The 14,374-nt window shown below is 73.0% G+C and carries 11 protein-coding genes and 2 tRNA genes; 9 read left to right on the top strand and 4 right to left on the bottom strand.

Annotation, left to right across the window (positions count from 1 at the left end; all coding sequences use genetic code 11):
- Nucleotides 1-85: 85 nt before the first annotated feature.
- A complete protein-coding gene (gene pepN / locus AC067J_RS03655) occupies nucleotides 86-2,650 on the bottom strand; it encodes an aminopeptidase N (RefSeq protein ID WP_478296312.1) in 2,565 nt (854 codons plus the stop codon).
- A 232-nt stretch (nucleotides 2,651-2,882) separates the two neighbouring features.
- Between pepN and AC067J_RS03650 the strand changes: the two genes are divergently transcribed.
- Nucleotides 2,883-3,515, top strand: coding sequence for a mycothiol-dependent nitroreductase Rv2466c family protein (locus AC067J_RS03650; RefSeq protein WP_478296311.1), 633 nt, complete (start codon nucleotides 2,883-2,885; stop codon nucleotides 3,513-3,515).
- A gap of 111 nt (nucleotides 3,516-3,626) precedes the next feature.
- On the opposite strand, the gene AC067J_RS03645 is transcribed toward AC067J_RS03650, so the two are convergent.
- On the bottom strand, nucleotides 3,627-5,033 hold the full coding sequence (locus AC067J_RS03645) for an amino acid permease (RefSeq protein ID WP_478296365.1): 1,407 nt from the start codon (nucleotides 5,031-5,033) through the stop codon (nucleotides 3,627-3,629).
- A gap of 278 nt (nucleotides 5,034-5,311) precedes the next feature.
- Between AC067J_RS03645 and AC067J_RS03640 the strand changes: the two genes are divergently transcribed.
- The 4 genes from AC067J_RS03640 to AC067J_RS03625 all read left to right on the top strand — a co-directional run bounded on the left by AC067J_RS03640 (nucleotide 5,312) and on the right by AC067J_RS03625 (nucleotide 8,815).
- Nucleotides 5,312-5,926: a biotin transporter BioY gene (locus AC067J_RS03640; RefSeq protein ID WP_478296310.1), complete on the top strand. Its 615-nt coding sequence runs from the start codon at nucleotides 5,312-5,314 to the stop codon at nucleotides 5,924-5,926.
- Between the two features lie 90 nt (nucleotides 5,927-6,016).
- Nucleotides 6,017-6,508 carry a ribose-5-phosphate isomerase gene (locus tag AC067J_RS03635; RefSeq protein WP_478296309.1) on the top strand — a complete coding sequence of 164 codons (492 nt, stop codon included), beginning with the start codon at nucleotides 6,017-6,019 and terminating at the stop codon, nucleotides 6,506-6,508.
- 323 nt (nucleotides 6,509-6,831) lie between these two features.
- Nucleotides 6,832-8,061 carry a PP2C family protein-serine/threonine phosphatase gene (locus AC067J_RS03630; protein WP_478296308.1) on the top strand — a complete coding sequence of 410 codons (1,230 nt, stop codon included), beginning with the start codon at nucleotides 6,832-6,834 and terminating at the stop codon, nucleotides 8,059-8,061.
- A 559-nt stretch (nucleotides 8,062-8,620) separates the two neighbouring features.
- Nucleotides 8,621-8,815, top strand: coding sequence for a hypothetical protein (locus AC067J_RS03625; protein ID WP_478296306.1), 195 nt, complete (start codon nucleotides 8,621-8,623; stop codon nucleotides 8,813-8,815).
- A gap of 102 nt (nucleotides 8,816-8,917) precedes the next feature.
- Here AC067J_RS03625 and AC067J_RS03620 read toward each other — a convergent pair whose 3' ends face one another.
- Entirely contained in the window at nucleotides 8,918-9,718 is an 801-nt protein-coding gene (locus AC067J_RS03620; protein WP_478296305.1) for a DUF6348 family protein, read from the bottom strand.
- 218 nt (nucleotides 9,719-9,936) lie between these two features.
- Between AC067J_RS03620 and AC067J_RS03615 the strand changes: the two genes are divergently transcribed.
- Nucleotides 9,937-10,491 carry a DUF6197 family protein gene (locus tag AC067J_RS03615; protein WP_478296303.1) on the top strand — a complete coding sequence of 185 codons (555 nt, stop codon included), beginning with the start codon at nucleotides 9,937-9,939 and terminating at the stop codon, nucleotides 10,489-10,491.
- Between the two features lie 76 nt (nucleotides 10,492-10,567).
- Here AC067J_RS03615 and AC067J_RS03610 read toward each other — a convergent pair.
- Nucleotides 10,568-10,638: transfer RNA gene (locus AC067J_RS03610), tRNA-Gly, on the bottom strand.
- A 144-nt stretch (nucleotides 10,639-10,782) separates the two neighbouring features.
- Here AC067J_RS03610 and AC067J_RS03605 point away from each other — a divergent pair.
- The 3 genes from AC067J_RS03605 (at nucleotide 10,783) to tig (ending at nucleotide 14,082) form a co-directional block, all read left to right on the top strand.
- Nucleotides 10,783-10,856: transfer RNA gene (locus AC067J_RS03605), tRNA-Pro, on the top strand.
- Between the two features lie 99 nt (nucleotides 10,857-10,955).
- The gene (locus tag AC067J_RS03600) at nucleotides 10,956-12,428 is read left to right on the top strand and encodes a DHA2 family efflux MFS transporter permease subunit (RefSeq protein WP_478296302.1); all 1,473 of its coding nucleotides are present in this window, start codon (nucleotides 10,956-10,958) and stop codon (nucleotides 12,426-12,428) included.
- A 256-nt stretch (nucleotides 12,429-12,684) separates the two neighbouring features.
- Nucleotides 12,685-14,082 carry a trigger factor gene (gene tig, locus AC067J_RS03595; RefSeq protein WP_478296301.1) on the top strand — a complete coding sequence of 466 codons (1,398 nt, stop codon included), beginning with the start codon at nucleotides 12,685-12,687 and terminating at the stop codon, nucleotides 14,080-14,082.
- Nucleotides 14,083-14,374 lie beyond the last annotated feature (292 nt).

Raw genomic sequence — 14,374 nt, 5'->3', positions numbered from 1 at the left:
CAGGGCCCGCCACGACGGATGCCGTGGCGGGCCCTGCCCGTTCGCTGTGCCGGCGGGCCCGTCGCCGGGCCGGCCGCCCCGGCCGTCAGGCCCGGTCGCAGTCCTGCGCCCGCAGCGCCCGGGCCAGGTCGTCCCGGCGCTCCAGCACCAGCCGGCGCAGCGCGGGCGCCGCGTCCGGGTGCCCGGCCAGCCAGCCGTCCGCCTCGGCCAGCGTCGCCTCGCCCACCTGCGCCTGCGGGAAGAAGCCGCCGACGATCCGCATCGCGATCTCGATGGTGCGGTCGGCCCAGATCCGCTCCAGCAGCTTGAAGTAGGGCGCGGCGTAGAGCGCGGTGAGGTCGCGGTGCCCGGGCAGCCCGAAGCCGGCGATGTTGGCCTCGACCAGGGCGTTGGGCAGCTCGTCCGAGTCGATCACGGCGGACCAGGCGGCGGCCTTGGCCTCCGGGGTCGGCCGGGCGGCCAGGCACTGGGTGTGCTGGCGCCGGCCGCTGGCGGTGTGGTCGGCCGCGAGCTCCTCGGCCAGCTCCTCGTCGGAGGCCTGGCCGGCCGCGGAGAGCGCCAGCCAGAGTGCCCAGCGCAGCTCCTGGTCGACCTCCAGCCCGTCGATCCGGGCGGTGCCGGCGAGCAGGCCGCGGACCAGGCCGAGGTGCTCGGAGCCGTTGGCGGTCTGGGCCAGGAACCGGGCCCAGGCCAGCTGGTGGTCGCTGCCGGGGGCGGCGGCGCGCAGTTCGCGGAGCGCGCCGTCGGCGAGCAGCCGGCCGCCCTCGCCGCGCCAGGCCGGGTCGGCGTACAGGTCGACGGCGCTCTTGGCCTGGGTGTGCAGCGACTGCAGGACGCCGATGTTGGCCTCCTGGCCGGCGAACCGCAGGACGAGCGCGATGTAGTCGCGGGCCGGCATCAGGGCGTCGCGGGTGAGGTTCCAGACCGCGGACCAGCCGAGCGCGCGGGCCAGGTCGTCCTTGACGTCGCCGAGGCCGGCGCGCAGCGTCTCCAGCGACTCGGCGTCGAAGCGGATCTTGCAGTACGTGAGGTCGTCGTCGTTGAGCAGGACGAGCGCGGGCCGGGCGAGGCCGGTGGCCTCGGCGACCACGGTGCGGGCCTCGGTGACGTCGAGCTCGATCCGCCGGGTGCGGACGAGGGCGCCGTCGGCGTCCCGGTCGTAGAGGCCGACCGCGATCCGGTGCGGGCGGAGCACCTCGCCGTCCTGGTGGATGGCGAGTTCGGTGATCCGGCCCTCGGCGTCGACGGTGACCTCGGGGGTGAGCGCGTTCACGCCGGCGGTCTGCAGCCAGGCGGCGGCCCAGGACTTGAGGTCGCGGCCGCTGGTCTCCTCCAGGATGTCCAGCAGGTCGGCGAGTTCGGTGTTGCCGAAGGCGTGCCGCTTGAAGTAGCGGCGGGCGCCCTCGAAGAACGCCTCCGAACCGGCGTAGGCCACCAGCTGCTTGAGCACCGAGGCGCCCTTGGCGTAGGTGATGCCGTCGAAGTTGAGCTTGGCGTCCTCGAGGTCGCGGATGTCCGCGGTGATCGGGTGGGTGGTGGGGAACTGGTCCTGCCGGTAGGCCCAGGCCTTGCGCTGGTTGGCGAAGGTGACCCAGGCGCCGGAGTAGCGGGTGCGGGCGCCGACCAGGCCGTAGGAGCCCATGAAGTCGGCGAAGGACTCCTTCAGCCACAGGTCGTCCCACCAGCGCATGGTGACCAGGTCGCCGAACCACATGTGGGCCATCTCGTGCAGGATCACGTTGGCCCGGCCCTCGTAGGCGGCGTCGGTGACCCTGGAACGGAAGATGAACTCCTCGCGGAAGGTGACGCAGCCGGGGTTCTCCATCGCGCCGATGTTGTACTCGGGGACGAAGGCCTGGTCGTACTTGCCGAAGGGGTACGGGTAGTCGAACTGCTCGTGGAAGAAGTCGAGCCCGAGCTTGGTGACGCCGAGGATCTCGTCGGAGTCGAAGTAGGGGGCGAGCGAGCGGCGGCACATCGCGGAGAGCGGGATCTCCAGCACGGTGCCGTCGGCGAGGGTGCGGCTGTAGTGGTCGCGCGCGACGTGGTACGGGCCGGCGACCACGGCGGTGAGGTAGGTGGAGATCGGCTGGGTCGGCGCGAACTCCCAGGTGCGCGCGGCGCCGTCCTCGGTGACGTTCTCGTGCGGGGCGTTGGACCAGACGTTCCAGGCGGCCGGCGCGGTGACGGTGAAGGCGAACGGCGCCTTCAGGTCGGGCTGCTCGAAGGTGGCGAAGACCCGGCGGGCGTCGGCCGGCTCGTAGTGGGTGTAGAGGTAGGTCTCGCCGTCGACCGGGTCGGTGAACCGGTGCAGGCCCTCGCCGGTGCGGCTGTAGGAGCAGTCGGCGTCGACGGTGAGGACGTTCTCCGCGGCGAGGCCGTCGATGTGCACCCGGGCGCCGTCGAAGGCGGTGGCCGGGTCGAGGTCGCGGCCGTTGAGGGTGACGGCGCGGACGCCCGTGGCGAGCAGGTCGAGGAAGGTCGACGACCCGGGCTCGGCGCAGCGGAACGCGATGGTGGTGGTGGAACGGAAGGTCGCGGCCGCGGGATCGGTGGCCGAGGTCACGTCCAGCCGGACCCGGTAGTCGTCCACGCCCAGGATGCTGGCCCGCTGCTGGGCTTCGTCGCGGCTCAGGTTCTTGCCCGGCACGGCGGTACTCCTTTGTCCGGCTCGCACGGTGGTGCGGTCTTCGGCGGTGCGGTTGGTGCGGCGCGCTGTGGTGCTGCGGGGGCATCCTTTCACGCCCCCCGCGCCGGTACCATTGCACAACTCGGGGCGACGGCCCGGAATCAGCGGTGGCGGGCGGGTGTTGGCGCAGGGTGGGGTGCCCCGTGCGGGCCCGTACCACCCACTTCCGGATCTCTCTCGAAGGACGACAGCCGTGACGACTGCCGCTGAGCGCAAGACCGCCGACTTCTGGTTCGACCCGGCCTGCCCGTGGGCGTGGATGACGTCCCGCTGGCTGATCGAGGTGCAGCAGCTCCGTCCGGTGGACGTGAACTGGCACGTCATGAGCCTGTCCGTGCTGAACGAGAACCGTGACCTGCCGCAGCAGTACCGGGAGCTGCTGGACAACGCCTGGGGCGCGGTGCGGGTCTGCATCGCGGCCGCGCAGCAGCACGGCGACGAGGTGCTGGGCCGGCTCTACACCGAGCTGGGCACCCGTTTCCACAACGAGGGCCTGCCGCAGAACCGGGAGACCATAGAGGCGGCGCTGGTCGCGGCGGGCCTGCCGGCGGGGCTGGCGGACGCGGCGTCCACCGACGCGTACGACGAGGCCCTGCGGGCCTCGCACAAGGAGGGCATCACCCTGGTCGGCGAGGACGTCGGCACCCCGGTGATCGCGGTCGAGGGCGCGGACGGCGAGCGGGTGGCCTTCTTCGGCCCGGTGGTCACCCCGATCCCGCGCGGCGAGGCGGCGGCCCGGCTCTGGGACGGCACCCTGCTGGTCGCCGGCACGCCGGGCTTCTACGAGATCAAGCGGACCCGTACGGCGAGCCCGTCCTTCGAGTAGCCGGCACCCCGTAGTAGCCGGCACCCCGTGGACGACGGAGGGGCCCGGTACCGCCGCGAGCGCGGTACCGGGCCCCTCCGTCGTGTCCGGGCCTGCCGGACGCCCCGCGGGTCAGCCGCGGGCGGCGTCCCGGCGCTGCTTGACCAGGCCGGCCGCGCTGAGCAGCGCGACCAGCACGCCGGCCGCGTACAGCTGCTGCCGGTTGCCCTCGGTGGTGGTCATCAGGGCGAGGATGCCGGCCACGGCGGCCATCGCGATCCAGGTCAGGTACGGGAAGCCCCACATCTTCACGGTGAGCAGCTCGGGCGCCTCGCGCTCCAGCCGGCGGCGCATCCGCAGCTGGACGCAGCAGATGAAGAGCCAGACCACCAGGATGGCGACGCCGGTGGTGTTCATCAGCCAGGTGAAGACGGTGTCGGGCCAGAACTTGGAGGCCAGCACCGCCGCGAAGCCGAACAGGCAGGAGGCGATCACGGCCAGGCGCGGCACTCCGCCGCTGACCTTGGCGAGCGCCTTGGGGCCCTGGCCGCGGGAGACGAGCGAGTAGGCCATCCGGGAGGAGCCGTAGATGTTGGCGTTCATCGCGGAGAGCAGCGCGATCAGCACCACGGCCTCCATGATCGTCCCGGCGCCGGGCACGCCCAGGTGCTGCAGCACGGTGACGTAGGGGCCGTTCTCGACGACCGACGGGTCCTTCCAGGAGACCAGGGTGACGACCAGCGCCATCGAGCCGATGTAGAAGACCGCGATCCGCCAGACCGCGGTGCGCACGGCGTTGGCGACGTTCTTCCTGGGGTCCTCGGACTCGGCGGCCGCGATGGTGACGGTCTCCAGTCCGCCGTAGGCGAAGACGGAGGCGAGCAGGCCGACGATCAGCCCACTGGTCCCGTTGGGCAGGAAGCCGCCCTGGCCGGTGAGGTTGGCGGTGCCGGGGGCGCCCGGGCCGAGCACCCCGGCGACGCCGAGCCCGCCGAGCACCAGGAAGGCGACGATCGCGGCGACCTTGACGGCGGCGAACCAGAACTCGAACTCGCCGAAGTTCTTCACCGCGGTGAGGTTGCTGGCGCAGAAGAAGACCATGAACAGGCCGACCCAGACCCAGGAGGAGACACCCGGGATCCAGCCGTTGACGATGTGCCCGGCGGCGGTGGCCTCGGCGGCGACGCCGCAGCAGAGCATCACCCAGTACATCCAGCCGGCGGTGATCCCGGCCCAGGGCCCGATCTCCTTCTCGGCGTGCACGGAGAAGGAGCCGGAGGCCGGGCGGGCCGCCGACATCTCGCCGAGCATCCGCATGATCAGCATGACCAGCAGGCCGGAGAGCACGAAGGCCAGGATGATCGCCGGCCCGGCCGCCGCGATGCCCGCGCCGGAGCCGACGAAGAGGCCGGCGCCGATGACCCCGCCGAGCGCGATCATCGAGAGGTGGCGCTGCTTGAGTCCGTGGGAGAGCTGCTGGCCGCCGGACGGGGGAGCGGTGGCGGTCCCGGGCGCCGGGGGCGCGGAGGTACGGGCCATGAGGGTGGGATCCAGACTGTTCGACATGCGGTGCGAGTTGCCCAATATCCGGTGACAAGGCTGTCCATGCCAAGGATGCCCGGAACCGGACCAATATGCGGACCGGATCGTGACGCAGACCGCCGGAGGGCGTCACGATCCGTCGCGGGGGGAGGCCGGACCCGACAAGGCGGGCGGCCGGGGCTTTGTCCGGATCCCTGACGGTGTTCGGCGTGATCGACGCGTAGGTTCACAGGTGTTCACTCACCTGAACGGACGAAACCGAGGAGAAGACCCCGATGGCCACCGCCAGCACCCCGACCGCCGGTACCCCGACCCTGAACCGCGCCGTCCTCGCCGACCTGCTGCCCGCCGCCGGCACCCGGTTCGGCGCCCAGGCCCGCGACCTGGCCCTGGTGGCCGGCGGCGCCGCGCTCACCGGCCTGGCCGCCCAGCTGTCGGTGAACGTCCCCGGCTCCCCGGTGCCGGTCACCGGCCAGACCTTCGCCGCCCTGCTGGTCGGCACCGCGCTCGGGGCCCGCCGCGGCATCGCCTCGCTCGCCCTCTACCTGCTGGCCGGCATGGCGGGGCTCCCGTGGTTCGCCCAGAGCGCCTCCGGCTGGTCGATCCCCTCGCTCGGCTACCCGATCGGCTTCGTGCTGGCCGCCGGCCTGGTCGGCGCGCTGGCCCGCCGCGGCGCCGACCGCTCCCCGCTGCGCACCGCCGCCGCGATGGTCCTCGGCAGCCTCGCCATCTACGCCGTCGGCGTCCCGTACCTGGCGTTCGCGCTGGACGTGCCGCTGGCCCGCGCCGCCGAGCTCGGCCTCTACCCGTACCTGGTCGGCGACGCCCTGAAGGCGGCGCTCGCGGTCGGCGCCCTCCCGCTCGCGTGGAAGCTGGCCGGCCGCCGGTAGGCGCGCGCCCCACGACCGACCTGCCGGTTCCGTCCGGCTCGTCCGGCCCCCTGCGGAGCCCGGGTCCGCGCGCATGCCACACTCATGGTCATGCGCGTGTACCTGGGCTCCGACCATGCCGGATACGAACTCAAGAACCACCTCGTGGAGTGGCTGAAGGAGGCCGGCCACGAGCCGGTCGACTGCGGGCCGCACATCTACGACGCCCTCGACGACTACCCGCCGTTCTGCCTGCGCGCCGCCGAGCGCACGGCCTCGGACGGGGAGGCGCTGGGCATCGTGATCGGCGGTTCGGGCAACGGCGAGGCGATCGCCGCCAACAAGGTCAAGGGCGTCCGTGCGGCGCTGGCCTGGAGCGAGCAGACCGCCGCGCTCGGCCGCGAGCACAACAACGCCAACGTGATCTCCATCGGTGGCCGCATGCACACCCAGGAGGAGGCCACCAAGTTCGTCGAGGTCTTCCTCAACACCCCGTACAGCGGTGACGAGCGGCACACCCGCCGGATCGACATGCTGAGCGTCTACGAGATCACCGGTGAGCTCCCGCCGATCCCGGCCCACCACCCGCAGCAGGAGGGCTGACCCTCCCGCCCGTCCCCTCCCACGACCCTCCCGGCGACCGGCCGCGCCCCGCAGGCGCGGCCGGTCGCCGCGTTGCCGGGGCCGTGCGCCCCTGTGTGATCGGCCACAGCGCGCACCCCGGTGCGCGGCGCTCCGAGTCGCCCGCGCGCGGGGCGCGTGCGCCGCGCGGGCGGTTCGTACGCCCAACCGGCGTACGCCTCCTGACGCACCGGCCGCCGCCCGCCGCAATCGGCCGAAACCCGCTGACGCGCCCGCGCCACGGCGACGCCCGCCGCGTCCGGGCCGTCGACGCCGACCGGGGGCGCTGGATATGGTCGGTCCCCATGGCTGGCAGACCGCCGGGCGCACCGCCCCAGACGACTGCGACGAGGCCCGGCGCCGCTCCGGCGTCCGACCCCGTGACGGCCCGGTTGCGCAAGAGGCTCCGCCGGGTCCGCCGAAGGCTGCGCACAGCCGGGGTCGACTACTTCCGCGGCGGCGCCGCCGACTGGCCGGTGCTCTGCGCGCTCGCGCTGCTGGTGCCGCTGCTGATCCTGCTCAACATCTGGTGGCCCGCCTGGGCCCCGCCCACCGCCCTGGTCCTGCCGATCCTGGCCGCCGCCCTGCTGCTGCGCCCCGGCTCCCTGGTGGTGCTGTACGCGCTGGCCGCGCTCGGCCTCTCCGCCGAGTCGGTGATCCACACCGGGCAGCGGGTGGCCAGCGACCACCCCGAGTCCTACACCTACGGGGTCACCCCCGGCGCCGCCCTGGTGGTCGGCGCGGCCGGGGTCGGCGGCCTGCTGCTGGCCCAGTTCCGCAGCCGGGTCGGCGTGCCCTGGTGGGGCGGCTCGACCATGCTCTTCGACCTGCGCGAGCGGCTGCGCGTGCAGAGCCGGGTGCCCAAGCTGCCGGACGGCTGGCACGCCGACATGGCGCTGCGCCCGGCCGGCGGGCAGTCCTTCTCGGGCGACTTCGTGGTCGCCGACCGGACCGGGCCGGGCCGGCGGGTGCTGGAGGTCGTCCTCGCGGACGTCTCCGGCAAGGGGATGGACGCCGGCTCCCGGGCGCTGCTGCTCTCCGGTGCCTTCGGCGGGCTGCTCGGCTCGCTGCCCGCGCACGACTTCCTGCCCGCCGCCAACGGCTACCTGCTCCGGCAGTCCTGGGAGGAGGGCTTCGCGACCGCCGTCCACCTGGTGCTGGACCTGGACACCGGCGAGTACGAGCTGCTCTCGGCCGGCCACCTGCCCGGCATGCAGCGGCTGGCCGGGGCCGGCCGCTGGGAGCTCAAGGAGGCCGCGGACGGCCCGGCGCTCGGCATCTACGACGGCGCGAAGTTCGAGGGCGTGCACGGTCGGCTGAACCGCGGCGACGTCCTGCTGCTCTGCACCGACGGCATGGTCGAGGCGCCCGGCCGGGACCTCTCCGAGGGGATGGACCGGCTGATGGGCGAGGCGGACCGGCTGGTGCCGGGCAGCGGCCCGGGCGCCGGCGGCGGCGCGGCCTCCCGGCTGATCGAGACGGTCGCCCGGGACATCAACGACGACCGTGCGGTGCTGCTGCTCTGGCGCGACTGACGACCCGTCGCGGGGTCCCGGGGCAGTCCCGGGACGGGGTCGGTGCGGGGTCGGTGCGGGGCGGGGTGCCGCCCCGGGGGCGGTTGCGCGGCGGCACATGCCAACGGCAGCTGCTGTCAAGCCTGGGAGCTGATCTTCGGCCAATTCCGGCGCCCCGGCGGCAGAGCGGACCAGTGGGTTCCGGTCCGCCTCCCCGGACGTTTCCCGGCCGCTCAGCGGTGCCCCGCCGACGATTCGTCAGAACGTCTCGGCTATCGTCTCGGTCGGCGGAAACTCGTCTCGCATCGCAGGATATCGGCGTTCGGCTGACAGTCAGACCTTTACGCAATCGGCACGGTCGACCACACTGAGTCCGGGCGGGACTGTTCAGGATTCGGGGGATGGGGGGCGTCACATGCGGCACGACGGGCACCGTGCGGCCGTACCGGGCTCCTCCTCCGGCCTCGACGTGCCGGGCGATCTGCTGTTCCGCCTCGGGACCGTCGGACAGGCCGGGGTCCGGCTTCGCAGGGGCTGTCAGCCGGTGGCACCCCGATACGAAACGAGGAAGTGAGTCCGGGTGGCACTCTCCGTCTCCGCGCTGGTCCTGTTCGGCATCATCTGCTTCATCTTCATCCGCAACAAGCAGCTGAAGACCGGACACTTCATCCTGGCCGCCCTGTTCGGCTTCATGCTCAACCAGAGCACGGCCGCCAAGCCGATCCAGGACTTCCTGGCCCAGATCGCCAAGTCCATCTCCAACATCGCCAGCTGACCCGAGCCGGCCGACGACGCCCGCCGACCGGAGCCCGCCGCCCGACGCGGGCCTCCGGCACCGCCCGGGCGCGAGCCGGCCCGGGCGAGTGACGGCCGTCCGTCAGCGGTCGGCCCGTCTCGCCTGTCGCCAGCGGGCGAACAGACCCCGCGTGCGTGCCGCCGCCACGGCCGCCGGCCGGGCCGCCACGACCTCGCCGGCAGCAGCCGGCGCGGCCGTCGGCACCGCCGTGTCCCGTGCCGTCAGCACCACGAACAGCCGCGCCCAGCAGAGTCGTTCGCCGCGCGGCCAGTCCAGCGCGCGCAGCGCCGCCGAGGCCGCCTCGGAGACCTCGCCGTCGACCCGGACCTCGGCGACGTCGTCCCCGGCCTTGCCGCCCAGGAACAGCTTGACCCCGTGCGGCCGCCGTCCGTCCGGCCCGCCCAGCACGGGCAGCAGCGCGGACGCCAGCGCCGGCAGCACCCGGTGCTCGGCCAGCCAGCCGGCCAGCCGCTCGTTGCCGAAGCCGAACACCGCCGCCGGCCCCTGGACGGCGTGCCAGCCGGGCAGCTCGGCGTGGTCGGCGTGGTCGGCGTGCCGGCCGAGGCCCTCGCGCAGCTCGACCAGCGCCGAGGCGGTGGTGGTCGCCCACATCCGCACCGCGCTGTCGAGCTTCTCCTCCTCGGTCTTGCCGAGGCCGGCCGTGCAGTCCCAGACCACCGGTGCGTCCGCCCGGCCCAGCTCCAGCACGTAGCCCAGGTCGACGTGGCCGGCGCCCTCGCCCCCCGGGTGCTCCCGGACGGCCACCGCGGTCGTCCCCGGGCCGCGCACCACCTCGCCGTCGACGGTGAACTCCTGCCCGAGGCGCCCCATCTCCCGGACCACGGATCGCTGTATGACGGCCAGTCGGTCCTGGGGGCGCACGGGGACTCCTCCACTCTGGGGCTTCGAACGTCGCGAACCGCCGTCGAACCGCTTTCGAACGCCGCCGAGGCTATCGGCCCGGAGGCTCCCCGGGAAACCGCGCCGGTGCGGCCCCGGGGCCGGGTCCGCGCCGCCCGGCGGTGGGCTCAGGTCGCGGGAATGAACCTTTTGCACCATTTTGGGTAGCGGACACCATCGGCCCCGCCGGGAGAACCCGCATGCCCCGCACCGAACTGACGCCTCCTCCGGCGCCCCTGCTCACCCTGGACCTGCTGACCGCGGACGGCTCCGGCCTGGTCGCCGAGGTCGAGGCGTACCTGGCCTCGCTGCCCGCCCCGGCGCGCACGCCGGTCCCGTACGTCTGCCCGCTCGGCTCGGTGCCCCGCCCCTGGCACGACGGCCACCGGGCGCCCCGGGCCACCCTGCTGGACCGGGTGCTCCGCCGCCCGGCCCGCCCCGCGCCGGTGACCGCCGCCGAGCACCTCGGGCTCGCCTCCCGGTACATCGCCGCCCACGGCTGGCTGCAGGGCGCGATGTGGGACACGGCCGGCCGGGTCTGCCTGCTCGGCGCCCAGGCCGCCGTCCTCGCCCACGGGTTCGGCACGCCGGCCACCGTGCGCACCGCCCGGGTCCAGCTGATGGAGGTGCTGCACGCCACGGGGCGCCCGGTGAACTCCCCGGACGAGTACAACGACCGGCCCGCCACCCGGGAGGCCGACGTCCACCGGCTGCTCGACCGGGCCGCCGCCCGGGCCGCCCGGCTGGGCCTCTGACGCCCGGTCGGGCGCCGCCGCGGAAACGCGAACGGCCCCGGAACGATGCGGACATCGTTCCGGGGCCGGACTGCGGAGCGGGCGACGAGAATCGAACTCGCGTGACTAGTTTGGAAGACTAGGGCTCTACCATTGAGCTACGCCCGCGCGATCCCCCGGCCGTTGCAGGACGGAAGGTCGGGAACAGCGTACCTGGTCCGGTCGGCTGCGTGCACACCACATTCGTTTCCGGGCCTCGGAATATCTCGCCGAACCGGCAGGGCCCGGCGTGTACGCTTCCTCTCGGCACCACGGGGTGTGGCGCAGTTTGGTAGCGCGTCCGCTTTGGGAGCGGAAGGCCGTCGGTTCGAATCCGGTCACCCCGACAGTGCGCAGGGTCTCGTCCTAGGCGGGGCCCTGTTGTCGTTTCCGGGTCCCGTCCGGCATCGTGGGTGGTTGATTTTTCACCAATCCAGGAGTCCCCGATGCGCAGCCCGACGCGGATCAACCCCAAGATCGCGGTCGGCGTCGTCTTCGTCGCCGCACTGTTCATGTCGATCATGGACACCACGATCGTCAACGTGGCGCTGCCCGCGATCGGCCGCGAGTTCGGCACCGACCCGGCCGGTGTCGGCGTGATCAACGTCGGCTACCTGGTCAGCCTCGCCGTCTTCGTCCCGCTCTCCGGCTGGCTCGGCGACCGGTACGGCACCCGCCGGGTCTTCCTCCTCTCGCTGGCCCTGTTCACCCTCGCCTCGCTGCTCTGCGGCGCCGCCGACTCGATGACCTCGCTCACCCTCTACCGGATCCTCCAGGGCGCGGCCGGCGGCCTGCTCACCCCGGTCGGGATGACCATGCTCTTCCGGGCCTTCCCCCAGGAGGAGCGGATGCGCGCCACCCGGGTCCTGATGCTGCCCACCGCCGTCGCCCCCGCCGCCGGCCCGGTGCTCGGCGGCTGGCTGGTGGACGGCTGGTCCTGGCACTGGGTCTTCATCGTCAACGTGCCGGTCGGCCTCGCCGCGCTCGTCTTCGGCCTGCTCCTCCTGCCCGACTACCGCGCCGAGCGGGTCGGCCGCTTCGACGCGGCCGGCTTCCTGCTCTCCGCCACCGGCTTCGGCGCCACGATGTACGCGCTCTCCGAGGGCGCTTCGGAGGGCTGGGGGAGCGCGCGGATCCTCGTCACGGCGCTCGGCGGCCTGACCGCGCTCGTCGCCCTGGTCGCGGTCGAGCTGCGCCGCCCCGAGCCGATGCTCGACCTGCGGCTCTTCCGGGACCGGATATTCCGCACCACCAACCTGCTCTCGCTCTTCTCCGGCGCCGCCTTCCTCGGCATGCTCTACCTCTTCCCGCTGCTGATGCAGGACGCGCTCGGCATGGACGCCCTGCACAGCGGTCTGATGGTGTTCCCGGAGGCGCTCGGTGTGATGCTCGCCTCCCAGGTGGCGGGCCGGCTCTACCCGCGCTTCGGCCCGCGCCGGATCCTCACCGCCGGCGCCGCCGTGGTGGCCGGGTGCCTGGCCCTGATGGCCACGATCGGGCCGGAGAGCAACCTCTGGGCCGTCCGGGCACTGCTCTTCGTCACCGGTTTCGCGATGGCGCACGTCTTCATGCCCTCGCAGACCGCCGCGTTCGCCACCGTCTCCCCGGCCGCCACCGGCGCCGCCTCCACCCTCTACAACGCCCAGCGCCAGCTGGGCTCGGCGCTCGGCGTCGCCGTCCTCGGCACCGTCCTCACCGCCGTCGGACCGTTCGCCGCGGACGCCTCGGGTACGCCCGTGGCGAACCTCGCCGCCTACCGCGCGGCCTTCCTCACGGCCGCCGCGCTGGCCCTGCTGGCGGCCTTGATCGCCCTGCTGGTACGGGACTCCGACGCTGCCGCGACCATGCGCCCGGCCCCCGCCCGGGGTGCCGCCGGGGACGCCCCCGAGCCCGCCCCGGAACCCGCCGGGACCGCCTGAGGGGTCCCCGACGGCGGCGTCCTGGCGTCCGCCTTTCGTGGTACCGGTAGGATGGGGCGCTGGCGGTAGTCCCTGCGGCGTCCACCCAGGTCGACCGCACGAGGGCGAGGAGTCACGCTCACCGTCCACCCCCCCACGGGAGATGCAGCTCCAACCGCCCATCGCCCGTCTCGCCCGACCCGCCCGCAACCGGCCCAGGCCGGCGGCCCGGGGAAGGCGGAGGCAACCTGACCGCAAGCCCATAGGAGACCTAACCGTGAAGAGCGCCGTCGAGACTCTGAACCCGACCCGGGTTCGACTCACCGTCGAGGTGCCCTTCGAGGAGCTCAAGCCCAGCCTCGACGCGGCGTACAAGAAGATCAACCAGCAGGTCTCGGTCCCGGGCTTCCGTAAGGGCAAGATCCCGAACCGGGTCATCGACCAGCGCTTCGGCCGTGGTGCCGTGCTGGAAGAGGCCGTCAACGACGCCCTGCCGCGCTTCTACACGCAGGCCGTCGACGAGGGCAAGATCGAGGTCCTCGGCCAGCCCGACATCACCAACATCGAGGGTGTCGAGAAGATCGCCGATGGCGGCGACCTGAAGTTCACCGCCGAGGTGGACATCCGTCCGGAGATCACCCTTCCGGACTTCTCGACCATCGAGGTCACCGTCGACCCCATCGCGGTCTCCGACGAGGACATCGACAAGTCCCTGGAGCAGCTGCGCGAGCGCTTCTCCTCGGTCAAGGACGTCGAGCGCGCCGCGGCCGCCGGCGACACCGTGGTCGTCGACCTCGAGGCCAAGGTCGACGGCGAGGTGCCGGAGGACGGCACCGCCGCCGGCGTCAGCTACGAGATCGGCTCCGGCCGCCTGATCGACGGCATCGACGACGCCGTCATCGGCCTGGAGGCCGGTGGCACCGCCACCTTCTCCACCGAGCTCAAGGGCGGCACCCAGGCGGGCAAGACCTCCGAGGTCACCGTCACCGTCACCGCCGTCCAGGAGAAGGAGCTGCCCGAGCTGGACGACGAGTTCGCCCAGCTGGCCAGCGAGTTCGACACCCTGGAGGACCTCCGCGCCGACTCCCGCAAGCGCCTGGAGCGCATGAAGGAGTACGACCAGGCCACCCAGGCCCAGGAGAAGGTGCTGGACGCGCTGCTCGGCCTGGTCGAGATCGAGTTCCCGGAGAAGCTCCTCAAGGACGAGATCGAGACCCGCAAGCACAACCTGGAGCACCACCAGCTGGAGCCGATGGGCCTCAACCTCGCGACCTACCTGGAGACCCAGGGCAAGTCGGAGGAGGAGTACCTCGGTGAGCTGGAGGAGCAGGCGAAGAAGGGCATCAAGACCCAGTTCGTCCTGGACCAGATCGTCGCCGACGAGGAGCTCAACGTCTCCCAGGAGGAGCTGACCGAGCACCTCATCCGCCGTGCCGCCGGTTCGGGCCTGACCCCGGACCAGTTCGCCCAGCAGGTCGTCCAGGGTGGCCAGGTGCCGCTGCTGGTCGGCGAGGTCGCCCGCGGCAAGGCGCTGGCCACCGTGGTCGAGGCCGCCAAGGTCGTCGACACCGAGGGCAACGAGATCAACTTCGACGACGACGAGGCCGACGAGTCGGCCGAGACCGTCGAGGCCCCGGCCGCCGAGGCCGAGGCCGAGGAGAAGACCGAGGCCTGACCTCCCCGGTCGCCCTGAGGCGCGACAGCGGGCCCGGACGCCGTACGGTGTCCGGGCCCGCTGTGTTCCCGGCGGCACCCCGGCGCACCCCCGCCGTGTTCCCGGCCCCGGGAGGCCACCGGGCGTGAACCCTGCGCTCACAGCGAACAGTTCTGCGTGAGGGATTCTGCGGCCCGGCCTGCGCGTTAGGGTCCATGGACAGCAACAATCACGACGTGATACCCGGAAGCTGTGCGACACCGTGACGGCCGCGGAGCGACCGTCCAAATCGACTGAGCAGGTGGCTAAGTGA

Source organism: Kitasatospora sp. NPDC042419 (genome assembly GCF_056437345.1).
The sequence above is the reverse complement of the archived record's forward strand: the minus strand, read 5'-3'. Positions and strand labels throughout refer to the sequence as shown.